Source organism: Luteibacter sp. ME-Dv--P-043b (genome assembly GCF_030209605.1).
In the GTDB taxonomy this organism is placed as follows: domain Bacteria; phylum Pseudomonadota; class Gammaproteobacteria; order Xanthomonadales; family Rhodanobacteraceae; genus Luteibacter.
In genome coordinates, this window is record NZ_JARVRT010000045.1 from 1 (window position 1) to 24,531 (window position 24,531).

The 24,531-nt window shown below is 64.7% G+C and carries 19 protein-coding genes; 7 read left to right on the forward strand and 12 right to left on the reverse strand.

Features of this window, described 5'->3' with window-relative positions:
• Positions 1-906 precede the first annotated feature (906 nt).
• Positions 907-2,733, forward strand: coding sequence for a hypothetical protein (locus tag QRN34_RS18390; RefSeq protein ID WP_285406792.1), 1,827 nt, complete (start codon positions 907-909; stop codon positions 2,731-2,733).
• Between the two features lie 552 nt (positions 2,734-3,285).
• Here QRN34_RS18390 and QRN34_RS18395 read toward each other — a convergent pair.
• The 3 genes from QRN34_RS18395 to QRN34_RS18405 are packed head-to-tail and all read right to left on the reverse strand — an operon-like array spanning position 3,286 to position 7,544.
• The gene (locus QRN34_RS18395; protein ID WP_285406794.1) at positions 3,286-4,056 is read right to left on the reverse strand and encodes an NrdJb; all 771 of its coding nucleotides are present in this window, start codon (positions 4,054-4,056) and stop codon (positions 3,286-3,288) included.
• 59 nt (positions 4,057-4,115) lie between these two features.
• Complete coding sequence (locus tag QRN34_RS18400; protein WP_285406796.1) at positions 4,116-5,375, reverse strand: hypothetical protein; 1,260 nt, start codon at positions 5,373-5,375, stop codon at positions 4,116-4,118.
• A gap of 21 nt (positions 5,376-5,396) precedes the next feature.
• On the reverse strand, positions 5,397-7,544 hold the full coding sequence (locus tag QRN34_RS18405; protein ID WP_285406799.1) for an adenosylcobalamin-dependent ribonucleoside-diphosphate reductase: 2,148 nt from the start codon (positions 7,542-7,544) through the stop codon (positions 5,397-5,399).
• 365 nt (positions 7,545-7,909) lie between these two features.
• Here QRN34_RS18405 and QRN34_RS18410 point away from each other — a divergent pair, with 365 nt between their 5' ends.
• From QRN34_RS18410 to QRN34_RS18425, 4 genes are all read left to right on the forward strand, one after another.
• Positions 7,910-9,280, forward strand: coding sequence for a Do family serine endopeptidase (locus QRN34_RS18410; protein ID WP_285406802.1), 1,371 nt, complete (start codon positions 7,910-7,912; stop codon positions 9,278-9,280).
• A gap of 151 nt (positions 9,281-9,431) precedes the next feature.
• Positions 9,432-10,943 carry a substrate-binding domain-containing protein gene (locus tag QRN34_RS18415; protein WP_285406804.1) on the forward strand — a complete coding sequence of 504 codons (1,512 nt, stop codon included), beginning with the start codon at positions 9,432-9,434 and terminating at the stop codon, positions 10,941-10,943.
• A gap of 3 nt (positions 10,944-10,946) precedes the next feature.
• Complete coding sequence (locus QRN34_RS18420; RefSeq protein WP_285406807.1) at positions 10,947-11,645, forward strand: HAD family hydrolase; 699 nt, start codon at positions 10,947-10,949, stop codon at positions 11,643-11,645.
• A 66-nt stretch (positions 11,646-11,711) separates the two neighbouring features.
• Positions 11,712-13,088, forward strand: coding sequence for a leucyl aminopeptidase family protein (locus QRN34_RS18425; protein ID WP_285406809.1), 1,377 nt, complete (start codon positions 11,712-11,714; stop codon positions 13,086-13,088).
• On the opposite strand, the gene QRN34_RS18430 is transcribed toward QRN34_RS18425, so the two are convergent.
• On the reverse strand, positions 13,079-13,396 hold the full coding sequence (locus tag QRN34_RS18430; RefSeq protein ID WP_285406810.1) for a hypothetical protein: 318 nt from the start codon (positions 13,394-13,396) through the stop codon (positions 13,079-13,081). The genes QRN34_RS18425 and QRN34_RS18430 overlap by 10 nt on opposite strands.
• A gap of 99 nt (positions 13,397-13,495) precedes the next feature.
• On the opposite strand from QRN34_RS18430, the gene QRN34_RS18435 reads away from it, so the two are divergent.
• Entirely contained in the window at positions 13,496-14,494 is a 999-nt protein-coding gene (locus QRN34_RS18435) for an alpha/beta hydrolase (protein ID WP_285406812.1), read from the forward strand.
• Positions 14,495-14,498: 4 nt separating this feature from the next.
• Here QRN34_RS18435 and QRN34_RS18440 read toward each other — a convergent pair whose 3' ends face one another.
• From QRN34_RS18440 to QRN34_RS18475, 8 genes are all read right to left on the reverse strand, one after another.
• Positions 14,499-15,176 (reverse strand): hypothetical protein, encoded by a 678-nt coding sequence (locus tag QRN34_RS18440; protein ID WP_285406814.1) that lies wholly within the window; start codon positions 15,174-15,176, stop codon positions 14,499-14,501.
• Positions 15,177-15,262: 86 nt separating this feature from the next.
• Positions 15,263-16,738, reverse strand: coding sequence for an anthranilate synthase component I (trpE, locus tag QRN34_RS18445; protein ID WP_285406817.1), 1,476 nt, complete (start codon positions 16,736-16,738; stop codon positions 15,263-15,265).
• Positions 16,739-16,945: 207 nt separating this feature from the next.
• Positions 16,946-18,943 (reverse strand): ATP-binding protein, encoded by a 1,998-nt coding sequence (locus QRN34_RS18450; RefSeq protein WP_285406819.1) that lies wholly within the window; start codon positions 18,941-18,943, stop codon positions 16,946-16,948.
• A gap of 10 nt (positions 18,944-18,953) precedes the next feature.
• A complete protein-coding gene (pdsR, locus tag QRN34_RS18455) occupies positions 18,954-19,643 on the reverse strand; it encodes a proteobacterial dedicated sortase system response regulator (RefSeq protein WP_285406821.1) in 690 nt (229 codons plus the stop codon).
• 435 nt (positions 19,644-20,078) lie between these two features.
• A complete protein-coding gene (locus QRN34_RS18460) occupies positions 20,079-20,843 on the reverse strand; it encodes a hypothetical protein (protein WP_285406822.1) in 765 nt (254 codons plus the stop codon).
• 121 nt (positions 20,844-20,964) lie between these two features.
• Complete coding sequence (gene rpe / locus QRN34_RS18465; protein WP_036139632.1) at positions 20,965-21,639, reverse strand: ribulose-phosphate 3-epimerase; 675 nt, start codon at positions 21,637-21,639, stop codon at positions 20,965-20,967.
• A 386-nt stretch (positions 21,640-22,025) separates the two neighbouring features.
• Entirely contained in the window at positions 22,026-22,838 is an 813-nt protein-coding gene (gene djlA / locus QRN34_RS18470) for a co-chaperone DjlA (protein WP_036139630.1), read from the reverse strand.
• On the reverse strand, positions 22,835-23,149 hold the full coding sequence (locus QRN34_RS18475) for a c-type cytochrome (RefSeq protein WP_285406826.1): 315 nt from the start codon (positions 23,147-23,149) through the stop codon (positions 22,835-22,837). The genes djlA and QRN34_RS18475 overlap by 4 nt, the downstream gene beginning before the upstream one ends.
• A 456-nt stretch (positions 23,150-23,605) precedes the next feature.
• On the opposite strand from QRN34_RS18475, the gene QRN34_RS18480 reads away from it, so the two are divergent.
• A complete protein-coding gene (locus QRN34_RS18480) occupies positions 23,606-24,502 on the forward strand; it encodes a phosphoribosylaminoimidazolesuccinocarboxamide synthase (protein ID WP_285406828.1) in 897 nt (298 codons plus the stop codon).
• Positions 24,503-24,531: the final 29 nt, after the last annotated feature.

Here is a 24,531-nt window from a genome sequence, read left to right on the forward strand (position 1 = left end):
CGTCCAATCTCCTTCTTGTGGGGGATTGAACTCGAAACCGGGGCGCTACTCAAATTTGGGGGGACGTCGAGTCGACAAAGGCACTAGCCATGCACATCGTTAATTTCCTCGAGGCCAAGTTGCCGTCCCGCTACGTTTGGACAAAGTTTAAGGGGGAGGTGACAGGGGACGTTGCATTAACCGCTATCCGGGAGGCAAACGACATATCTGCCGAATTTACCCACAACGATTCTACGGTTAATCCTATAGTAACTCGGCCCCAGCGAGCCTGGACTCATGGGACGTTGCTACACGATCCATGGACAAGTTGCCTATTAACTGTGCAAAGGCGTAAGAGAGCTATAGAGACGACTATGGGCATGAACGCGTTCGTTACACGTACAAGTTTCATCTTTTAATCATATCGCGAATTGCAGCAAAAACTCCGGCTTGCTAATAACGCCATAGGTTCGGAAGGACATGCGACCTCCAAGCCGAGCGGCGAGAGGTCGGGATACCGAAAACCGAGACGAAGATCGAGTTCAAACAAAAGAGTCGCGACTTTCCACTACATTCGCCAACACTTCACGCGTGCGACCACAGCAAAAAATAGCTGCGGATCGACACAGCAAATATCAAATTCTCTTGTTTAGATGATTGTGTTCGGCGAGTGCTCGTAGCGGGGGAGACGCCGACTGCAATGAAGTCGATATTGAAGGTTGATTAGGATTAACGAAGCTCGGAACTACTGCAATATTCGTCCAAAGCGAGTTGGCCCGTGTGGTTTTTTGGTAGATAAATCATAAGCAGTCATGGAAGGCCAAGACTAGGAGAGAAATTATCTGGACTCCACCCATAGGCACAAAACAGACCTGCTTAAATCTAGTTATTAAAGAATAGACTTTTATCGACACTGAAGGGATTCTCATGTTTTCGACTCTCGACATTACTCCGTACTTCAGCATCACTCTTCTTGAAGCGTCGCCAGATTGGCCAATCTACAGTTTAGTCGCGGCTGCGAAAAAACGATTGCATCGCGCTTACGAAAAAGTAGAATGGCTAAGCTTAGATGTCGACTACATGCCCTCAAACACACCGTTCGTGACATGCATCTTCAGTGAGACTCATCCTCCGGGATGGGCGAAATTAGCCAACCTCACCGATAAGAGCAATCATTACTTCACTTTAGCACTGACTAATGACTGCGTGATCGTGCACTCTTCGAACAACGATGCACGCGATAGAATCGTAGATGCCCTGACCGATCCTGCAATTGCAGGCTTAAGCAGAGTACCAAGAACGACTCTAAATCAAGCATTTCTAGTCGACGAGAGCGTACGGACACTTTGGCTTTTTGGCATTCACCGCAGGACTGGAATCAAGCCCGACACGAAAACCCTCACAGGTGAAAATCTTCGTCTCGCGATCAATCCACTATCCGATCAGAGCTACTCCTATAATTCAGCCAGAGCCAATCTCCACATTGGGAGGCTCAATAAAGTTGTTGGTGTGAATCTAAATGAAGCATCAATTTGGATGCATCAACTTCGTTCATGGGCCGAATTTATGAAACTAGCAAATGCTGCATCGTACGAAGTGTCTTCAGCAATGTCGAACCCGGTGGAATCCCCAATCAGTATACTGCCACATCCTATCGAAGACATTGGAGCGATGAAGGGCGCTTACGATTTCAACGTACCCAGTCACGAGTCTCATGCTCAACTGTCCGAAAGCCAAATAGATCGATTAAACATAATTCAAAGAGATATAGACTATGAGGTTGTACCGCAATTCCACAGCGATAACGTCATAAGGCTCTCAATACATGACTATGTGACGGGCGGTAAGTTTTTCATCGGCATTATCGAAGCCACCCCGATGAAAGTAAACAAAAGGCTTCGATTCAGTCTTGATTGCACAAAGGCGCAGCCCGGAACTTCCACTCGGCTGAAAAAAGCGGCTCAACTTCTTTTCGGAGACGCTTCGCTAGTTCAGGCTTGGTACGAAAGCGCACATTGTATAAGCGCTGGTCAATGCTTTCATTTGTCATATAGTGAAACTCGATTTCGTCGGTTTCATTGGGGATTCTTTAAAGGTTTTGATATCAGAAAGGAGAAGCCCCTTTCTGTGAGCGGAACCGTGGATCTAACTCTCATCGCCACAGCTGGGGAAGACTCATTATTCTCTTGGGTACATGCTGCACTGAAGCGCACCAGCTCAAATCCGCTTCTAGCTCACTTAGAACTAAAAACGGCGGACCACTGGCTTCTATGTGATGATGGAGCTGGGGAGGCCGCGGATTTTATACATGTAAACCTATCGGCAGACCGAGCTGCTGTAACCTTTATTCACGTCAAGGCGGCGTCGAGCTCAAGCATCCAGCGAAAGCTATCTGTGACCGCCCACGATGTCGTACTCAGTCAGGCGACTAAGAATCTTCACCTTTTAGACGACCAATCCTTCGTAGATCAACTAGAGGATCGCCTTAAAAAATCTGGCAATAAACTAGCTTGGGATGGTAACGGTCCGGTGAGCCCAGCTCAATTTATTGCCGCGATACGAGCAGGGACAGTAAGCAGGAGGATACAATTTCATGTGGTGGTCGTCCAACCCCACACGCTCCGATCCTTTTATAGAAAATCGAGCGGAAGTAAAATGCAACGTAGACAGCTAGATACTTTATTAATTTCAGCACGATATGCGCTAGCCGGATATGGTTCTGAGTTAGTCGTAATAGGAAGTGCTGACTTGTAATGGCGACATACCTACGCTGGACAATGCGCGGTAAATATCAAGCATGAGAAAGAAAAGCATTTCTTCCTCAAGTTATTTAAGGGACATATAAAAAGTTAGCAATCGACTAGTACACATCTCACATGCGTCCTGCAATTATATCGCTCGTTTTACTTACTTTCGTGCCGCCCCATTATCCAGCAAAAGCTAAATTTCAACACCACCAGATCATTACGCTTTTTAAAGTTGAACGAAATGATCTCACGCAGCTTGCCATAGGATTCGGCCGCCATTACTCGGATTGCCATCCCGGGCCAGAACGTGCGCGCGACTAGAATGCCGCGATGAAATCACATTGGAACCGCTCTATAAAACCTTCCCACCGCGCCAGCAACGTTAGGTAACAGATGACTTGTGGCATCGTATTGCCATCGATAAAAGAGCTCGACGGAAGCAGTTAGTTCTCGTAGTTTTCGCACACCCAAGAAGTGACTTGAATCGGCGGTCCATTCTCCAGGAATTTCACAGGCGACCATTCATCACCCACCGAACTTAGTGATGAGCTAAAAGCAATCACCCGCACTTCGAATACCCACAATTCAAACAAGTCTGGCACCCATCCATCAGCACCAGCGCCTGCGTATTGCACTTAGCACAAAGCGTCGCGCCCGCCGGGAAGCCCGAGGCATTGGTGTGCGCAGCAGCACCCTGGTTATCGCCGACATCGCCGGATCCCACGGCCGGGGTAACGGCGGCAACGGGCTTGGGCGCGTTGGCCTTCTCGTAAGCGGCGCGTTTCTCCGCGATCAGCTGGCGGGTCGCGTCGCTCATTTCCGGGTCGTGGATCAGGCCGATCGACTTCATGTGCTGCTCCACCACGCCGCCGATCTCGGCCACGATGCTGGGCATGTACACGCCGCCGGCCTTGAAGTAGCCGCCGCGCGGGTCGAAGACGGCCTTGAGCTCTTCGACGATAAACGTCACGTCGCCACCCTTGCGGAAGACGGCGGACAGGATTCGGGTCAGCGCCACGATCCACTGGAAGTGGTCCATGTTCTTCGAGTTGATGAATAGCTCGAAGGGGCGGCGCTGTTCGTGCGGGGTACCGGCGTTCAGGACGATATCGTTGACGGTCACGTACAGCGCGTGCTCGAAGAGCGGCGACTTGATCTTGTACGTGTTGCCGACCAGGGTTTCCGGACGCTCCAGGCTCTCGTGCATCTGGATCACTTCGGCAACCGGCGCAGCCTCTTTCACGGGCGCGGCGGCAGGGGCCGGGGTGGCCTTGTCCTCGGGCTTGACGACGTTGTAGCCCTTGATCTTCTTGTCGATCTTGAACGCCATGATCTCTTCTCTGTCAGGTTATCCGGCCCGGCACTGATGCCGGGCCGGATGGGTACTACTTACTTGCGACGACCACGGACGGCGGACTTGCGCGCCGACGTACGGCCGGTCTTGCTGGCAGTGGACCTCTTCACGGCGCTAGCCGCTTTCTTGCCAACCGCCTTGCGGGCGGTCGTCTTGCCGGCGGCCTTGGGAGCCGTCTTCTTCGTGGCCGGACGGGCACCGCTCCTGCGAGCGACGCTTGCGGCTGCCTTCTTGAACGCCTTGCGGGCGCCTGCGTCAGCCTTGACGACGCGGGTGCTGGCCTTCTTCGCGGTCGTCTTGCGACCGGTGGTGGCCTTCTTGGCGACGCGACCGGCCGACTTGGTGGCGGTCTTGCGGCCGGTGACGGCCGACTTGGCGACGCGACCCGTCTTCTTGACCGCAGCCGACTTGGCCGTACGGCCCGTCTTCTTGGCAGCCGCCGACTTGGTCGAGCGACCGGTGGTCTTCGACGCCGCCGACCTGGTCACGCGACCGGTCTTCTTCGACGCAGCCGACTTGGCCACCCGACCCGTGGTCTTCTTCGACGCAGCCGACTTGGCCACGCGACCCGTCTTCTTCGAAGCGGCCGCCGACTTGGCCACACGCCCCGTCTTCTTCGACGCCGCCGACTTGGCCGTACGACCCGTGGTCTTCGCCGCGGTCTTGCGACCGGTCGAGGTGGTCGCCTTGCGCGCGGTCGTCTTCTTGGCAGCCGTCTTCTTGGCCGGTGCCTTCTTCACGGCAGCCTTCTTGGCGGCAACCTTCTTCACCGCTGCCTTCTTCACGGCCTTCTTGGCGGTCGCCTTCTTCACGGCGGTCTTCTTGGCAGCGGCTTTCTTGGCCGGCGCCTTCTTGACCGCGGTCTTCTTGGCAGCAGCCTTCTTCGCCACGGCTTTCTTGGCCACGGCCTTCTTGGCCGGAGCCTTGCGCGTCGCCTTCTTCGCCGGGGCTTCCGCCTCGACCGGGGCTTCGACAGCGGCAGCCTTCGGCTTGCGCACCGCCGGCTTGCGCGGCTTCTTCGCGGCCACGACGGGTGCCGAATCGACCGAATCGGTCGCATCGTCTTCGTCGAACGCGTGGTGGTCGTGCTCGGCCGTGTCGCTGGCCGGGGTGGCCGCCGTCACGTCGATCACCTTCTTGGCGACCGGCTTGCGCTTGACGACTTTCTTGGCGACAGCCGGTGCAGCAGGCGCAACGTCAGCGGCGACTTCCGTCTCCGCTGCCGGCGTGCTGTCGGTATCGATGGTGTCGTCCGAGGGCAATTCACCCTCGACGATCTGGTTTTCACTCGACATACGTATTCCCTCTCCGCGGGGTCAGAACTTACCGTAATAGCCTTCCTTCAAGGCATCGAAAAGGTTCGCGGCGGTGTGCATTTCACCGTCGTACTCAACCTCGTCGTTACCCTTCAGTTCGACAACGCTACCGTCTTCCAATTCGAAGCGATAGAGGGTGTTCTCGAGGTCCGCTTCCTTGACCAGCACGCCCTGGAACGCGGCGGGGTTGAAACGGAAGGTGGTGCACCCCTTCAAACCCTGCTTATAGGCGTAGAAATAGATGTCCTTGAAGTCCTCGTACGGATAATCCGTGGGGACATTGGCGGTCTTGGAGATGGAGGAGTCGATCCACTTCTGCGAGGCCGCCTGGATATCGACATGCTCCTTGGGGCTGATGTCGTCGGCCGACACGAAGTAATCCGGCAGGCGGGTCTTCGGGTCGTCGGAGAACGGCAGGGCATCGCCGTTGATGAGGGCGCGGTAGGCGAGCAGCTCGTAGCTGAACACCTCGACCTTTTCCTTGGACTTCTTGCCCTCGCGGATCACGTTGCGCGAGTAATGGTGCGCAAAGCTGGGCTCGATGCCGTTGGAGGCATTGTTGGCCAGGCTCAGGCTGATCGTGCCGGTGGGGGCGATGGACGAGTGGTGGGTGAAGCGCGCACCGGTCTCGGCCAGGGCGGCCACCAGCTCCGGGGCCACGGAGGCCACGCGCTGCATGTAGCGGGAATACCTGGCGTGCAGCACGCTGCCCTTGATCGACTGGCCCACGGTCCAGCCGTCGGCGACCATCTCCGGGCGCTTGCGCAGCATCTCGGCGGTCACGGCGTACTCGCGCATCAGGATCGGGGCCGGGCCCTTTTCCTTCGCCAGCTCCAGGCCCACTTCCCAGCCGGCCACGGCCATCTCGCGCGACACCTCGTCGGTGAACGACACCGCGTCGGCGGTGCCGTAGCGCATCTTCAGCATGGTCAGCGTGGAGCCCAGGCCGAGGAAGCCCATGCCGTGGCGACGCTTGGAGATGATCTCCTCACGCTGCTGCGCCAGCGGCAGGCCGTTGATCTCCACCACGTTGTCGAGCATGCGGGTGAACACACGGACCACCTCGCGGTACTCCTCCCAGTCGAACCGGGCCTTGGGGCCGAACGGGTCGCGCACGAAGGTGGTGAGGTTGACCGAGCCCAGCAGGCACGAGCCGTACGGCGGCAGCGGCTGCTCGCCGCAGGGGTTGGTAGCGCGGATGTGCTCGCACCACCAGTTGTTGTTCATCTCGTTGACGCGGTCGATCAGGATGAAACCCGGCTCGGCGTAGTCGTACGTCGACACCATGATCATGTCCCACAGGTGCCGCGCGCGGATGTGGCCGTAGATCTTGCAGGCGACCAGGCCATCCTCGCGGGTGACGTAGTTCTCCTTCGTGGGCCACTCGCGCCAGACCACCTTGGAGGCGTCGTCCAGGTCGATCTCGTGCTTTTCCTTCACGTGCACCGGGAACACGGTCGGCCAGTCCTGATCGTTCTCCACCGCGTCCATGAAGCCGTCGGTGATCAGCAGCGACAGGTTGAACTGACGCAGGCGTCCGTCTTCGCGCTTGGCGCGGATGAACTCCTTCGCGTCCGGGTGGCTGATGTCGAAGGTGCCCATCTGCGCACCGCGACGACCGCCGGCCGACGAGACGGTGAAGCACATCTTGTCGTAGATATCCATGAACGACAGCGGGCCCGAGGTGTGGGCGCCGGCACCGGAGACGTAGGCGCCGCGCGGGCGCAGCGTCGAGAATTCATAGCCGATGCCGCAACCGGCCTTCAGCGTCAGGCCGGCCTCGTGCACCTTCTCCAGGATGTCGTCCATCGAGTCGAGGATGGTGCCGGACACGGTGCAGTTGATCGTGGAGGTGGCCGGCTTGTGCGCCAGCGCGCCGGCGTTGGACGTGATGCGGCCGGCGGGAATCGCCCCGCGGCGCAGCGCCCAGAGGAAACGCTCGTACCAGTGCGCGCGCAGCTCGTCGGTGGCTTCCACCTCGGACAGGGCGCGGGCGACGCGCTGGTAGGTGCCGTCGACGGACTCGTCCACGGGCACGCCGGACTTCGCCTTCAGGCGGTATTTCTTGTCCCAGATGTCGTACGAGGCGGGCTGAAGCGGGATGGCCGCGGTCTCAAGCCCCATGGCTTGCGCACGTGCAGTGCTCATGTATGTGTCGTCCTCGTGTCTCGGCTTCTGTAGGCCGTGTGGGTTGGGCTGAGTCGGCCCCACGCATCGACAGCCCTCCCCCCGAGTGCTGCCGACCATCCTCGCTCGCCCTGCCCGCCAGGCGGAAATGCCTTGGCGGACGCAGGTTTGTCGCTGGTACCTGACGATCCGCAACACCAGTGCTTGGTAAATAGCGAACAGCAGAACACAAGATGTTGTGGTTACGACCGGTGGGAACCTTACCGCCGCCGTGGATCGATGTAAAGTGGCGAAGACAGGCATCTCACCGTTTGAAACCCGGCGACGCGACTGTGGTCGAAAGCGGCGATCGATGTGCCTGGCGCACACAGCCAAGGAGTTCACCCATGCCGTTACCTATCCCCCGGCGGATGCCGAATCTGGTTCTCGGTGCCGCCCTGGCGATGGCCCTCGCCACGCCCGCGTTTGCCAGCCTGCCACCCGCCGTCAATGGCGAGCCCCTGCCCTCGCTCGCACCGATGCTGTCGAAGGTGACACCTGCGGTGGTCAACATTTCCACCAAGACACGCGTGCGGGCGCGCGATCCCTACTTCGACGATCCGCTGTTCCGCCAGCTGTTCGGCAACCAGGGCGCGCCGCGCGAGCGCGTGGAGCAGAGCCTGGGCTCGGGTGTAGTGGTGGATGCGGCCAAGGGCTACGTGCTGACCAACCACCACGTGGTGGGCGGCGCGGACGACATCACGGTCACCCTGCAGGATGGGCGCGACCTGAAGGCGAAGCTGGTCGGCAGCGATCCGGACACCGACGTGGCGCTGCTGCAGATTCCCGCGGACAAACTGCAGGCGCTGCCCATTGCGGATTCCTCGCAGCTGCGCGTGGGCGACTTCGTGGTGGCCGTGGGCGATCCTTTCGGGCTGGGCCAGACGGCCACCTCGGGCATGGTCTCGGCGCTGGGCCGCTCCGGCCTGGGCAAGGGTTTCCAGAACTTCATCCAGACCGATGCCTCGATCAACCCCGGCAACTCCGGCGGTGCGCTGGTCAACCTGCGCGGCGAACTGGTCGGCATCAACTCGATGATCTTCACCCCCTCGGGCGGCAACGTCGGCATCGGCTTCGCCATCCCGACCGACCTCGCCACCGGCGTCATGAAGCAGCTGCTGGCCTACGGCAAGGTGCGCCGCGGCAACCTGGGCGTGGAGGTGCAGGACATCACGCCGCGCATCGCCCAAGCGCTGGGCCTGAAGGACACATCAGGCGCAGTGGTGACCCGGGTCGACACCGGCTCCCCCGCCGAGGGTGCGGGCTTGCAGACGGGCGACGTGCTGACCGCCGTGGACGGCAAGCCCGTGCGCAGCTCGCAGGATGTGCGCAACGCCGAGGGCCTGCTGCCACTGGGCGCGAAGGTCACGCTGTCGGTGAAGCGCGAGGGCGCGGCCCGCGATGTGCAGGCCACCATCGAGGCACCAAGGCTGGCGACGCTGGATGGCGGCAAGGTGGACGGGCGACTGGCGGGCGTGGTGCTGAGCGACCTCACCCCGGAGCAGCGCGCCGCCGGCCTGTTCGGCGTGGCCTTGAGCGGGATCAAGCGTGGCTCCGCGGCCGAGCGTGCGGGGCTGCGCGACGGCGACATCGTGATCGGCATCGGCCAGCGCAAGGTGGCCTCGGTGAAAGGCCTGCCCGTCGGCACCGCCCTGGCCGGACGGCAGTTGCTGCTGACCGTGGTGCGCGGCGAGGCCGTCTATTACGCGATGCTTTGATACCGTTTGCAGGCAGGCCCATCCCGACAGGCTACGTTCCGGTTGGGGTGGGCACGATGCTGAACGACGCCAATGGTGCGCGCGCGCCCGCCTTGGCCCACAATGGCGCCCCATTGCCAACCCCGCTTCCGTCCCGAGGTTCTTGCCGTCCATGTCTCTTCGTCTTGCGCGACTGTTCACCGCCACGCTGATCGGCCTCAGTGCCTCCGCTACCGTTCTCGCCGCCGGCTCCACACTGATCTGGCGGGGTGACATCACCACCGCCCGTGGCGTGGTCAACGATGTGGCCAAGGCCTGGGAGAAATCCGGCAAGGGCAAGATCGAGCTGCAGCCCTTCAACACCGCTTCGGGCATCGATGCCGTGGCCAAGGGCTCGGCTGACATCGCCGGCTCCGCCCGTCCCGCCGTGGGCGCCGCCGAGCAGTCGCTGACCTTCACGCCGGTGGCGTGGGACGCGCTGGTCATGGTCACCTACCCGTCCAACCCGGTGAGCAACATCACGCTCATGCAGTTGCATGAGATCTACATGGGCAAGATCACCAACTGGAAGGAACTCGGCGGCAACGACCAGCCGATCAACCTCTATGCGGTGGCCAGCCCGGGCGATGGCGTGGAATACAGCCTGCGCAAGCTGCTGTTCGGCCGCGGCAACCAGCCGGTGGCCGCGCCGCGCCTGTACGTCAACGTGGCCAAGCTCGAAGAGGGCGTCACCCTCGACAAGCAGGGCCTGGGCGCCACCACCCTCGCGGGTGCGTCGTCCAACAAGAAGGTGAAGATCCTCTCCATCGACGGCGTTGCGCCGTCCATGTCGACGGTCGGCAGCGGCGCCTACCCGCTGTACACCGAGCTTTACCTGGTCTCCAACAGCACCGGCCCCAAAGAGGCCGACGTCAAGGATTTCATCGCGTTCGTCACCTCCGGCGCTGGCAGCTCGCTGCTGCGCTCGCATAGCCTGGTGCCCTACGCCGATGGCGCGTCGCTGGCCTCCGGCGATGCCGCCCGTCGCGCGAAGATCGCTTCCACGGTGGGCACCCGTGCCAACGTGGGCCAGGCGATGACCACGCCGACCGTGGCCGCCGCTACGCCGGCCGCCGAGGCCGCGAAGGAAACCGCCGTCGCCAAGGCGCAGGTCACCGGCAAGGCCGGGAAGGGTGCCAAGGTCGCGAAGGAAACCAAGGCCTCTGTCGCCACCACGGCCGAGCCGTCGCAGTTCGCACATGTCGCCGCCAGCGTCAGCACCTCGGCGCACATGGGCTTCTCCGGTGTTCGTTCGGAAGCGGTCACGGTGTCCGACAACGCGAAGGTCGGTGGCAAGTTCGCCAAGGTCACGGCCGATGCCGTCACCGTGAAGGGCAAGCCGGTCGCCAAGCCGGCGGCCCCGGTGGACGCCACCGAGAAGTCGACGCGCGTCGAGACGCCCAAAGTAGCCGAGGCCCCCAAGGCCAAGGCACCGGCCGCAAAGGCGGAGAAGGCTGAGAAGGCAGAGGCGAAGTCCGAGAAGAAGTCGGCCGCCGCCTCGCGCACCTACAAGGTGTCGGCTGGTGACACGCTGTACTCCATCGCCAAGAAGAACGACGTCGAGGTCGACAAGCTCCGCGCCATGAACGGCCTGAAGGACAACAATGTCCATCCGGGCCAGGTGCTGAAGGTCGGCGCCCGCTAAGTCGTGCTCGTCCGCGCCGTCTCCCTCGACCTCGACGACACCCTGTGGCCGGTACTGCCGGCCCTGATCGAGGCCGAGCACTGCGTGGACCGGTGGCTGCAACAGCACCATCCCGATGTCGCCCGCGCATGGCCCCTGGAGGCCATGCGCGAGCTTCGCGAGCAGATCGCCCGCGACAACACGCACCTCTCCCACGATTTCAGCGAACAGCGCCGGCTGACCATTCGCCACGCGTTCGCCGCCTGCGGCATCGATGACGCCCCGGTCGACGAGACCTGGCGCATCTATTTCGCCGCCCGCAACAACGTCGAGCTTTACCCCGATTCCCTGGCCGCGCTGGAGCGGATCGTCGAGCGCGTGCCGCTGGTGTCGATCTCCAACGGCAACGCCGATCTGGAAGTCATCGGCCTCCACCACCTGTTCCACACCCGCCTGAGCGCCTCGGGCGTGGGGGTGGCCAAGCCCGATCCGCGCATCTTCCTGGCCGCGGCCGACGCGCTGGGCCTGCCGCCGCACGAGGTTCTTCACGTCGGTGACGATCCGCTGCTGGACGTGGTGGGCGCGCGCGAGGCCGGCATGCGCACCGTGTGGCTCAATCGCGACGGCGCGGTGTGGTCGCATGGGCCTGCACCGGACCTGGAATTCACTGACATGACATCCCTTGCCGACTGGATAGAAGCGTCGACGGCCGCTGACAGCTAGAATAGCTGTCATACCGTTCACCACCTTCCCATACGCGGTGTCACACCGCGGGGCACGGGAGCCCTGATGTCGTCACTGATCGATACCAAGCCCGGCAAGCGCCGCTCTATCCCGATCGAGATGATCGATGCTTCCAGCGCGCCTGCGCTGGAAGCGCGGCTTACCGCGGCGCACCGACAGTGGATGACCTCGACCAGCTTCCGCCCCAGCCCCGGCTCGGTACTCCTGCTACCTGACGCCCACGGTGCGATCGAGCGCGTACTGGTGGGCGTGGACGCCTCCGAACCGCTGATGGCACTGGGCGCCTTGCCCTACCGTCTGCCGGAAGGCAACTACGAGATCGCCAAGGAGAGCGTGGCGACCGATACCGACCTGGTGGCGCTGGGCTGGGCCCTGGGCGCGTATCGCTTCGAGCGCTATCGCGCGCGCGGCCGGGCGCCGGCGCAGCTGGTGGTGGACACGGCCACGTCGCGCGCGTTGCAGCCGATCATCGATGCGACCTACCAGGTGCGCGATCTGGTCAATACGCCAGCCGAGGACATGGGCCCCGAGCAGCTGGCCGAAGCCATCCACGCGCTGGCCGCCCCGCACAAGGCCAAGGTGCGCGAGTGGATCGGCGACGACCTGCTGGCCGCCAACTTCCCCACCATCCATGCCGTGGGCCGCGCCAGCCATCGCGCGCCGCGCCTGATCGAGCTGACCTGGGGCAAGAACACCAACCCCCGGCTGGTCATTATCGGCAAGGGCGTGTGCTTCGACACCGGCGGCCTGGACATCAAGCCGTCCGACGGCATGCGCTGGATGAAGAAGGACATGGGCGGCGCCGCGCACGCGATCGCGCTGGCGAGCCTGGTCATGAAGGCCAAGCTGCCCGTGCGGCTGACCTTGCTGGTGCCGGCCGTGGAAAACGCGATCAGCGGCAGCGCCATGCGCCCCGGCGACATCATTCGCACGCGTGCGGGCCTGACCGTCGAAGTGGACAACACCGATGCCGAAGGCCGGCTGGTGCTGTGCGATGCCCTCGCGTTCGCGGTGGAGCAGACGCCTGACCTGATCGTGGATTTCGCCACGCTGACCGGCGCCGCGCGCGTCGCGCTGGGGCCCGAGGTGCCGGCGCTGTTCACCAACCGCGATGCACTGGCCGACCACGTTATCGGTGCAGCCGAGGTGTCCGCCGATCCGCTGTGGCGCCTGCCGTTGTGGCGGCCGTACCGGCGCATGCTGGAATCGCACGTGGCCGACTTCGCCAACTCCGGCGCGTCGCGGCACGCGGGCGCGATCACCGCGGCGCTGTACCTGGAGCGGTTCGTGCCGGAGAACCAGAACTGGATGCACCTCGACACCTACTCGTGGAACGACGCCGACCGACCGGCGCATCCGCGCGGCGGCGAAGCCCAGGGGCTTCGCGCGTTCTTCCGGTTTTTGTCCGAGCGCTACGCCTGATCGCTGGCCGGGGCGACGGGTGCGTCGTTCCTGGCCTTCTTCCACGCGACCATGGCGCGGAGGTTGCGCTCCAGCTCCGCGATGGTCAGCGGGAAATAATCTTCATCGCGGTCGCCGACCTGCCAGCTGGCCACGCGCTTGTCGGTGGCACCGACACCCATCGCATTGAGCGCCTTGCGCACGTCGACCGGATCCAGATCCGTGGCCTGCACGATGAGTTGCCATAGCCAGTTCATGCGCTGCGGGTCCACACCGCGCGTCAGCGGTGGCTTGGCATACTCGCGCAGCGGCGGATCGATCTCGGACATGAGGGGGCACTCCCTGTAGGACTCAGGCGAACGAGTATGCCACCGGCCTTCACACCGGGGTGTCCTACGATGGCCGATATCCCTTGTCGGAGTATGGCGATGCGTCGCGTGTTTCTTGCCCTCTCTCTACTGCTTCCCGCCCTGCCCGCGTTTGCGGACGACACCCCGCGCGTGGAGGCGTTGGGCGCACGCCTGGAGCGCACGCCCTACCCCTACCCGGTGACGATGTTCACCGTACGCAGCGAAGGCCGCGCGTTCGAGATGGCGTACATGGACCTCACGCCCGCCCATCCGAACGGCCACACCGCGGTGCTGCTGCACGGCAAGAATTTCTGCGGCCCGTACTGGGTGGCCACCGCCGAGCGCCTGCGCGATCGTGGCTACCGCGTGGTCATTCCCGACCAGATCGGCTTCTGCAAATCGTCCAAGCCGCGCGAATACCCCTACGGCATCCACCAGCTGGCCGCCAACACGCATGCGTTGCTCGCCAGCCTGGGCGTGGACAAGGCCACGGTGATCGCCCACTCGATGGGCGGCATGATCGGCGCACGCTACGCGCTGATGTATCCGGAGGGCGTGGAGAAACTGGTGCTGGTCGACCCGCTGGGCCTGGAAGACTGGCGCGCCAAGGGCGTGCCCTGGCGCAGTGTGGACCAGTGGTATGCGGGCGAACTGAAAACGTCCTACGCCAGGATCAAGGCGTACCAGATGAAGAGCTACTACGACGGCAAGTGGAAGCCGGCGTACGACCGCTGGGTGCTGATGCAGGCGGGCCAGTATGAAGGCGACGGACGCGAGACGTCATCGTGGGCGGGTGCGCTCACCTACGAGATGATCTACACGCAGCCGGTGATCTACGAGTTCCCGCTGATCCGCGTGCCTACCGTGCTCATCATCGGCCAGGCCGATCGCACGGTGATCGGCAAGGACGGCACCCCGCCGGCCATCGCCGCCACACTCGGCGACTACCCCACCCTGGGCAGGGAAGCCGCCGCGAAGATCCCCGGCGCCCGATTGATTCCGCTCGACGGGCTGGGCCATGCGCCCATGATCGAGGCGCCGGAGCGTTTCTACCAGGCGCTGGACCAGGCCCTTTGAGGGCTCAGCGACGACGCCCGAAGGCCAGCACCTCGGAGGTGTAGGTCTCGACCAGCAGGCTAAACGGCTGGTTGGTGCCGGTGAACAGCACCGCGTGGTGCTGCAGCACGTCGTGCGGGATGTCCAGCGGGCCGAACTTCGGCGGCGGCAGCGGCGCGTCCATCTCCCAGCCCTTGGGCAGCGGCGCCCAGAGCAGGTCGGCGCTGGTGGTCTGGCGACGGAAGTTCAGCGCCTGCACCACCTTGCCGAACGGCTGGTCGGTGGTGTCCAGGATCTGGTTCATCTCCGGCGTCAGCCGCGACGGCACGTACCAGTTATCCGCCTCGGACAGCACGCGCTCGCCGCAAACCAGCTGCACGTGGCGGTAGCGCACCGGCTCGTCGGGGCCGATGCCCAGCGTCTGCCGTGCGTCGTCGGGCAGCGGCTTGTCCTGACCCTTGACCCGGCGCGCGACGATGGTCGGCACGGCGGCCAGCTGGTGGTCGCCGCACCAGCGCTCCAGCGTCAGCGTGGCGCTGGGATGGCTGAGCAGGTCGGCGTTGAGCGTCTCGATCAGCGCCAGCGCTTCCGTGCGCGACGCGATGTCGTCGCAGAAGGGCTCGCGGGCCAGGGACGGCGTGGCAGTAGCGGCAGCCATGAAGGCCAGGCTGCCGGCAGCGATAAGCGTGCGTGGGTTGATCATGGGGCTCTCTCGTTCCGTGGGGGCGGATGCGCCGGACGTAGGTGCCGTTTCCGGCGCAACCGGTTGCAAGCGGGACGAGGTGGACATTACAGCCCCTTGGCGGCCTGCGCCACCGCACGAAATAGCGCCCTGCCCTTGTTCATCGTCTCTTCCCACTCGGCCGCCGGGTCGGAGTCGTAGACCACGCCGCCGCCCGCCTGCACGTGCAGGCGGCCATCCTGGATCACGGCGGTGCGGATCGCGATGGCCGTGTCCGCGTCGCCCCACCAGCCGAGCCAGCCGATGGCGCCCGCGTAGATGTTGCGCTTGAACGGCTCCAGCTCCTGGATGATCTCCAGCGCGCGGACCTTCGGTGCGCCGCTGACCGTGCCCGCCGGGAAGGTCGCCTTGATCACATCCATGTAGGAGAGGTCGCCACGGATGTCGCCTTCCACCTGGGAGACGATATGCATCACGTGCGAGTAGCGCTCCACCACGAAGGATTCGGCCAGCTCCACCGTGCCCGTCTGGCTGACCCGGCCCACGTCGTTGCGGCCCAGGTCGATCAGCATCAGGTGCTCGGCGCGCTCCTTGGGGTCGGCCAGCAGTTCGGTTTCCAGTGCCATGTCCTCCGCCTCGTCCTTGCCGCGGCGACGCGTGCCGGCGATGGGACGCAGCACCACGCGGCCGTTCTTCAGGCGCACCAGGATCTCCGGCGACGAGCCGACGATCTGGGTGGGGCCCATGTCGATGAAGAACATGTAGGGCGACGGGTTGGTGGCGCGCAGCGCGCGGTACACGTCCACCGGACGGGCGTTGAAACCGACGCTCAGGCGCTGCGACGGCACCACCTGGAAGATGTCGCCGGCCAGGATGTATTCCTGCGCCTTGCGCACCATGGCCTCGTATTCCTCGCGGGTGAACGACGACTTGAAGTCGGATTCATCCAGCGCGGCCGGCTGCAGCAGCTGCGGATACGACACGCCGCCCTGGCGCAGGCGGAACGTCAGGGCATCCAGTCGCCGCATGGCTTCCGCGTAGGCCTGCGGCTTGGACGGGTCCGCGTGCACGATGAGGTACAGGCGGCCCTTGAGGTTGTCGAACACCGCGATCTCGTCCGCCAGCATCAGCAGGACGTCGGGCGTGCCCAGCTCGTCCTTCTTGTCCCACTGCGCCAGCCGTTCCTCGATGTAACCGATGGTCTCGAAGCCGAAGTAGCCGACCAGGCCGCCGGTGAAGTCGGGCAGCCCCGGCAGCTTCGGCACCTCGTACTGCTTGCGCAGCACCTCGATCTCGGCCAACGGATCGTCCAGGTGGCGCCGCTCGATCACCTCGCCGCTTTCCTCCACTTCCAGCTCATGCCCGCGCAGGCGATACACCCGCCGCGCCGGCAGCCCGATCATCGAGTGACGACCCCAGGTCGCCCCGCCTTCCACCGATTCGAAGAGGAAGGTGTACGGGCCATCCGCCAGCTTGAGGTACACCGACAGCGGTGTATCGAGGTCGGAAAACACCTCCCGTACCAACGGGATGCGGGTAAAGCCCTCGGCGGCGTAGGCGTCGAATTGTTCGCGGGAAATCATGGGTCGTCAGCGGTGACCTTGGGATGACCCGCGATTGTAGGCCCAACATGACGGGGATGGGGCTGCGACCACCCTCCCACCCCCCGGTAGGAGCCCACGATGTGGGCGATGCTGTTCCTCACCGCGACGCAAATACGATGCGGTGATCGCTCACATCGTGAGCTCCTACAACAAGACGCTCGGGGGATCGCCCCACATCGTGGGCTCCTACCCCAGGCGTTGGCGGGGGAGGCCGCGGAGGTGGAGGGTGAAGGCCACGCCGTCGTCGAGGTTGCGGGCGCTGGCGCTGCCCTGGTGACGTTCGGCGACCAGCCTCACCACGTACAGCCCCAGACCCAGGTGCGGTGCATCGCCGGGGGTGGCCTTGTCGCGCAGGCTGACCAGCGAGTCGAACAGGCGGCCCTGCATCGCTGCGGGTAACGGCGGGCCCTGGTTGGCCAGTTCGATGTCGGCGCCATCGGGCGTGGCGCGTAGGGCGATGCGCAACCAGCCATCCGGCGCGGTGAACGACAGCGCGTTGTCGAACAGCTTGTCGAGCGCCTGCGCGATGAGTTCCGGCGAGCAGTGCATGAACACGGGCGTGGCCGGCATATCGGCGTCGAGGCGGCGCTCGCCGGCCAGGGCGCGATAGCCTTCGGCGCAGCCGCGCACGACAGCCGCCAGGTCGACGTCTTCCGCCTCCGCCGACGCGATGGCGCGCTCCATGCGGCTGGCTTCGCTCATCGCGCGGACCAGCTGGCCCAGGCGTGCCACGCCATCGCGCGCCCGGGCCAGGTAGGGTGCGGCTTCCGGCGGCAGGCCGGCATGATCCAGGTTATCCAGCGACGACTTGACGATCGCCAGCGGTGTATTGAGTTCGTGCGACAGCTTGGACGCCAGCGTGCGCAGGTAATCCGTATAGCCGCCCACCACGTCGAACAGGCGCTCGAAGCTGCGTGCCAGGTCGCCCAGTTCGTCGGTGGCGTCGGTCAGCGGGAACGGGCCGTCCAGACGGCCGTCGTTGGCTTGTGCCCGCTCGGCCGCGTTACGCAGGCGACGCAGGCGGAAGGTGAGCCGCGTGGCGAACAGCAGCAGCACGCCGCCGGCCACCAGCAGCACGGCGAAGCTGGTCAGCAGAAGGCCGAACAGCGCGCGGTTGGCCAGCAGCGGCACCGAGCGGCTGGGCTGCTCCAGCAACACCACGCCGTGGCTGCGGCCGCGCATCTGCAACGGCATCGCGGCGGCCAGCACCACGCTGCCGCGTGCCTCGCCCGCACGCCATGCCGTGGCGGTCTTGCCCCGCATCGCCTCGCGCACCTCGGGCAGATCCACCCGGGGCGCGTCTTCCGCCCACGCGCTGTCGCTGTCCATCCGCGTCGCCAGCAACGATCGATACACCAGTGACGCAAACCAGCCGGGACGATCGCCGGCGGGCAGGTCCGGCAACGACAGCTTGCCGCTCTGCGCCACCAGCCAGGCATCGGGCGACAGGATGCGGACGCGCACGCCATCGGGCGCCAGCCGCGACACTTCCTGCGACAGCGACGTGGAGAAATCCAGCAGCGGGCGGTTGTCGGCGGTCAGCGGCTCGCTGTCGCCGTCGGCGGCGATGTGGACGCCGAGCCCGAAGCGGTCCAGGCGCAGGCCGCGCGGCAGCTTGAACTCCACCCGGAAGCCGCTGCCGTCTTCCTGCCACTGCGCATTGATGCGGTCGGGCAAGACGCCGGCATCCGCATCCAGGGCGATGGCCGTCGTCGCACCCGGCGCGGCACTGGCCATGAGGTAGCGCTGGGTGTCGTCGCCGCTGGCGATGGAGACGATCAGGTGATCGGCATTGAGCGCGAGACGGTCCGCGGCATCCGCACGGCGGCGCTGCGGGGCGCGCACGTCCACGTAGAAATACATCCAGCGGTCGTCTTCGGCCAGCATCACGCGCGTGGCCTTGCCCAGCGTCTGCGCCCACGGGCTGAGCGAGGCCCAGTCGTCGGCGTAACCGTCGACCGTGATCGGCACACTGGTGCGCTGCACGTACCAAGCCGGCCCCGCGGGCGGCAGCGGCGCGTCGACCACCACCAGGCTGCGGGCCATGGCGCGCGCGGAGGCCACCAGGGCCTGCGCCTGGCCTTCGCGCAGCAGCGTTTCCATCTGGCGCACGTACAGCCACCCCGCCACCGGCAGGGCCAGCGTGCACAGGGCGACCAGCAGCAGCTTCTGGCGCAGGCTCATGCGCGGGGCGTCACGGCGTCCAGCGGTAGCCCACGCCGTGCACGGTCTCGATGGCGTCGAAATCCGGCGCCAGCGCGATGAACTTCTTGCGGATGCGCTTGATGTGCGAGGTGATGGTGGCATCGTCCACCACCAGCTCGGCTTCGCGCATCAGCTGGTCACGGTTCTTCACGTGGCCGGGAAAACGCACCAGCGTGTGCACCATCCAGAACTCGGTGACGGTCAGCGGAATCTCGATGCCGTTCCACAGCACGCGCATGCGCTCGGATTCGAGCTTCAGCGGCCCGTGCTCGATCACCGTCTCGCTGGCCGCGGGCGTCTTCAGCGACTCGATCCGCCGGAACAGCGCGGCGATGCGTGCGGCCAGCTGGTGCAGGCTGGTGTCCTTGGACAGGTAATCGTCGGCGCCCAGGCGCAGGCCGGAGATCACGTCGAAATCCGAATCGCGCGCGGTCAGGAAGATGATCGGCAGCGTGGCCGACTTGGCCCGCAGTTCACGGCACAGGTCGAACCCGCCCTCCGGCTCGTCGCCCAAGCCGATGTCGATGATGACCAGCTCGGGCAGGCGCATGGCGAAGGCGGTGGAGGCATCGCGACGCGAGCCGTAGCCCCGCGTTTCATAGCCGAAGCGGTTCAGCGCCTCGACGTAGTTGGCGCGGATGAGGGGTTCGTCTTCGACGATGGCGATGCTGCGGGCCATGGGTGTTCCGGTGTGGAGGATCGGCGTGCGCAGGGTGCTATGGGGGGCCCGCCGGCGCAAGGCCCGCCCGTCGATTGCCCGCGTTTCGCCCTATCCCCGGCCCTTGAGCGCCGTGCACGAACCCTTTGCCTTCGGTTTGCCATAAACCATCCGCGGATTGCCCCTTGTCGGACGCTCCGTCCGCCGCGCGCGGCATTCAACTAGGCATGACGGTGCGCTTGTGGCGCCGATGGAGATACGACGATGACGACCAAACCCGACGCGGACAACACCGAACTCGAGCGCGACTTCGAGCCGCTACGCGTGGCCCTGGCGCTGGGCGCCCTCGTGCTGGGTGTGTTGTTCGGCCTGCACTGACCGTTTCCCCCGAATGCTCCTGCCGGAGCTTCCTTCGCTCCCCTGTCCTGACGGCCAGGGGAGATTTTTATGCGGGCGTCACTCGGCCCGCGCGGTCGGCTTGGTCACCACGCTGCCCAACTGCACCATCTGCGGATCGCCGACGGTCACGCTGCCGTTGAGGCCGCGAAAGTAGTCCTCGCCCGTTGCGGCGATCAGTCGTTCCATCGAGAAACCACGCATGCCACTGCCGACGCGTGAGCCGCCGCCGGCATTGAACTGGCCGATCTCGTCGCCGTTCTGTGGCGACAGGCCGTCGATGAAGATGGAGCCGCCGAACATGGCCGCCGCCTCGAGGTTGCGCATTTCCGCGAGGTAGATGCGATGCGCCCGGTTGCCGGCCGTCGCGTCGGCGTACTTGGCGCGCAGGTCGGCCCAGTAGGCATCCGCCTGTGCCTTTTCCGCTGGCGACAACTCCAGGTAGGCCTTGGCGAAGGCGGGCTCGAAACGCGGGTCGTGACGCTCGGACGCCAGCGCCAGCCAGGCCACGCCCAGCGGGCGGTTGGCCGGGCCTTCGTCGCCGTTGTAATACATCAGGCCCAGCACGTACTGGGCGGGCTTGTTGGCCCAATAGGCCGCGTCGCGCAGGCGTTCACGGGCACGACTGTTGTGCCCATACCCGAAATCGCGGGCGGCGGCGCAGAAGTAGTACTCGCCGGGCAGGATGCGCTGGATGCCGCCGGGGCAGTAGGCGTTGACCTTGCGCAACAGGGCGCGCGGGTCGGCCGGCTCGGCCACGGTGTCGGCGACCGCGCTGCCCATGGCAAACGTGGCGAGTATGGCAAACGAAAGCGTACGGAACATGCGCATGAGCCTGTCTCCCGAGCGGTCGAATCGATCCCTTTCAGGCGGCCCCTCGTGTGGGGCTACCCTTACCCTGCCATTACCATACTACCGGGTTTGCTATTACATCGTGAAAATGGGCTCAACCGCCATCGATGGCAGCGTGCATCCGGCGGATCACGTCGGCGTAGTCCGGCGCGGTGAAGATGGCCGAGCCCGCCACGAAGGTGTCCGCGCCCGCGGCGGCGATGGCGCCGATGTTGTCCGCGTTGACGCCGCCATCCACTTCCAGGCGGATGTTGCGGCCGCTGGCGTCGATGCGCTCGCGCACATGGCGGATCTTGTCCAGCGCGCCGGGGATGAACTTCTGGCCGCCAAAGCCCGGGTTGACCGACATGATCAGCACCATGTCGATCTTGTCCAGCACGTAGTCCAGCCAGTTCAGCGGCGTGGCCGGGTTGAACACCAGGCCGGCCTCGCAGCCCTCGCCCTGGATCAGCTGGATGGTGCGATCGACGTGCTCGCTGGCCTCCGGATGGAAGCTGATGCTGCGCGCGCCGGCCTTGGCGAAGTCCGGCACGATGCGATCCACCGGCTTGACCATCAGGTGCACGTCGATGTGCTCGGTGATGCCGTAATCGCGCAACGCCTTGAGCACCATCGGCCCGATGGTCAGGTTGGGCACGTAATGGTTGTCCATCACGTCGAAGTGCACCCACTGCGCGCCGGCATCGAGCACCTTGCGGGTGTCCTCGCCCAACCGGGCAAAATCGGCCGAGAGGATGGACGGAGCGATGACGGGGGCTTGCTTGGGCATGGCGAATACCGTGGTCGTGTCGACGGAAGCCGGCAGCTTAACCCGGCGGCCCTAAAAGCGGCGTACACGACCCCGCCACGACACGGGCCGTACACAACCCCACCGCCCGCCACGACACCCGCCCGCCACGACACCCGCCCGCCACGACACCCGCCCGGTAGGAGCGCACGCACGTGCGCGACATCTTTTCGCGACAACCACCGAGCTGGCGCGCCAGCTCCCAGTCCCGGCCTCAACACATGTCGCGCACATGCGTGCGCTCCTACGCGCGGCCGGACGCGTTCATGCACCGCCGGATGTGTTCTGCGCACCGCCGGATGCATTTTGCGGACAGCCGGATGCATTTTGCGCACCCGCCGGCCGCGTCTTGGACGCCACGCGACGCCTTACTTGAAGCCCTTCTCCGCCTTGATCCGCTCGTACGCCGCATTGATTTCGCTGGCCCGCGATTCCGCGCGGCGGCGCATGTCGTCGGGCAGGTCGCCGAGACGGTCGGGGTGGTGTTCCGAGATCAGCTTGCGGTAGGCGCGCTTGATGGCGCGATCGTCCGCACCACGCTGGATGCCCAGCACGGCATAGGGATCGGGGCCGGCCGTGTTTCGCTGCGGCGGCACGTAACCGCCGCCACCGCCGCCGGGGTTGCCGTAGGCCCGGCCGCCGCCCGTGGCGTTCCAGGCATAGCCCTTCATCGCCATCAGCGCCATCAGCTCCATGTCGCTGACCCGCAACGCGAAGGCCAGCTGGCGCAGGATGCCCATTTTCTCCGTGGACGGATTGCCGCCCTCGGCCAGCACGGTCTCGATGACTACGTCGATCACCGGAAACGCGTGGTCGCGACGGTGGCCCACCCACTGGCGCAGCTCGTCGATGACCTCGGTGGCATTGAATTCGGGCTGCTTGCCCTCGTTGAACGCGTCGATAGCCTGACGGCGCTGCTCCTGGTCCAGGCTCATGCGGGCCATCAGCCGCTCGGCGATGGCGATCTCCGCCTGCGAGATGTGCCCGTCCGCCTTGGCCACCGCGCCGATCAGCGCGAACAGCGGCGCGATGTAGCCGCCCTGCGCGGGCGTGCGTCGGCGCTGCTGCTGGCGACTGGCGTCGAACATGAAGCCGAGCGCGCCGCCGATGAGCGCGCCGAGCAGGTTGTGGGTAGCCCACATGCCCAGGACCGCGCCGATGAGAGTGCCGGAAAAATTCATGGAGCGGCCCTGGAGGGGGGCTGTGCGGAAAACCACTGGGCCAGCTGGTCAAGCTCCGCATCGGTGAGTGGGCCGGTGGCCGCGCGCATCACGGGGATGTCGCGGCGGCCGTCACGGTATTGGCGCAACGCATCGCGCAGGTAATCGAGCTTCTGTCCCGCCAGGTTCGGCGCACCCGGTATCCGCGCCATGCCGTCCTCACCATGGCACGCCGCGCACAGCCCCAGTCGCGCCGGCCTGGCAGGCGGCGTGGCGGCATGGGCAGTGGCGGAAACGGCCAGGAGAAGCGCCGCGTGCAGTAGGAATCGCATGGCAAGGTAATAAGGGCAGTAACCGGGAATTCTAGCAGGCGGACTACGTCCGCCTGCGGGTAGGAGCGCACGATGTGCGCGAATCCTCAGCTACGTCCGCCTGCGGGTAGGAGCGCACGATGTGCGCGAACCCTCAGCCCCCACGCTGCGAATGAAGCGGGACGTCGGCACAGGCAGGCGCTTCCGTGAACCCGGTTGTGAGGGTCGGTGTTGCTTCGTTTGGCGTTTGGAAACGCCTTGCCCATGGCGGGGGTGGCTTCGTTCGCCATAGGTGACGTAGACGGATCGCGCACATCGTGCGCTCCTACCCCCGAGGCCCATTGGCAGGTCTCATGGGTAGGGACGCCCGAGGCCCATCGGTCAGACCCATCGCCCGGAACGCCAGGGCCGCCGGTAAATACGCGAAGGCCGCCGTACAATGGCGGACTTCGAACCGTCCCCTCCGGAGCTTTCGCCGTGCCGACCACCCTCTCGCAATCCGACCTGCCCGGCCTCGAGCTCATCCATCGCGGCAAGGTGCGCGACGTCTACGCCCTGCCCGGCAACCGCCTGCTGATGGTCGCGACCGACCGGCTGTCGGCGTTCGACGTGGTGCTGCCGGACCCGATCCCCGGCAAGGGTGAAATGCTGACCCAGATTTCGAACTTCTGGTTCGAGAAGACCCGGCACATCATTCCGAATCATCTCACCGGCGAAGACGTCGCCTCGGTGCTTCCCGCCGACGTGGACCCCGCGCTTTATGCGAAGCGCGCCGTCATCACCAAGCGGCTGAAGCCCGTGCCGGTCGAGGCGATCGCCCGCGGCTACATCATCGGTTCCGGCTGGAAGTCCTACCAGGCCACCGGCGAGATCTGCGGCATCCGCCTCCCCGAAGGCCTGGAGCAAGCGCAGCAGCTGCCGGAACCGATCTTCACCCCGTCGACCAAGGCCGCCGTGGGCGACCACGACGAAAATGTCAGCTTCGACGTCGTGGTCGATGCCGTGGGCGAAGACCTGGCCAACGCCGTACGCGAGGCCACCCTGGCGATCTACGCCTTTGCCGCGGCCTACGCTGCCGAGCGCGGGGTGATCATCGCCGACACCAAGCTGGAGTTCGGCACGGACGAGCACGGGGTGCTGCACGTGATGGACGAGATGCTGACCCCCGACTCCTCGCGGTTCTGGCCGGCGGACAACTACCAGCGCGGCATCAGCCCGCCCAGCTACGACAAGCAGTTCGTGCGCGACTACCTCGAAGCCCTGGGCTGGAACAAGACGCCGCCCGCGCCAAAGGTGCCTGCCGACGTCATCGAAGGCACGGCCGCCAAGTACGCCGAGGCCCTGGACAAGCTGGCCGGCATCCGCCTGACCTGAGCCTTGCCGCACCGCAAGGTTGACGTGCA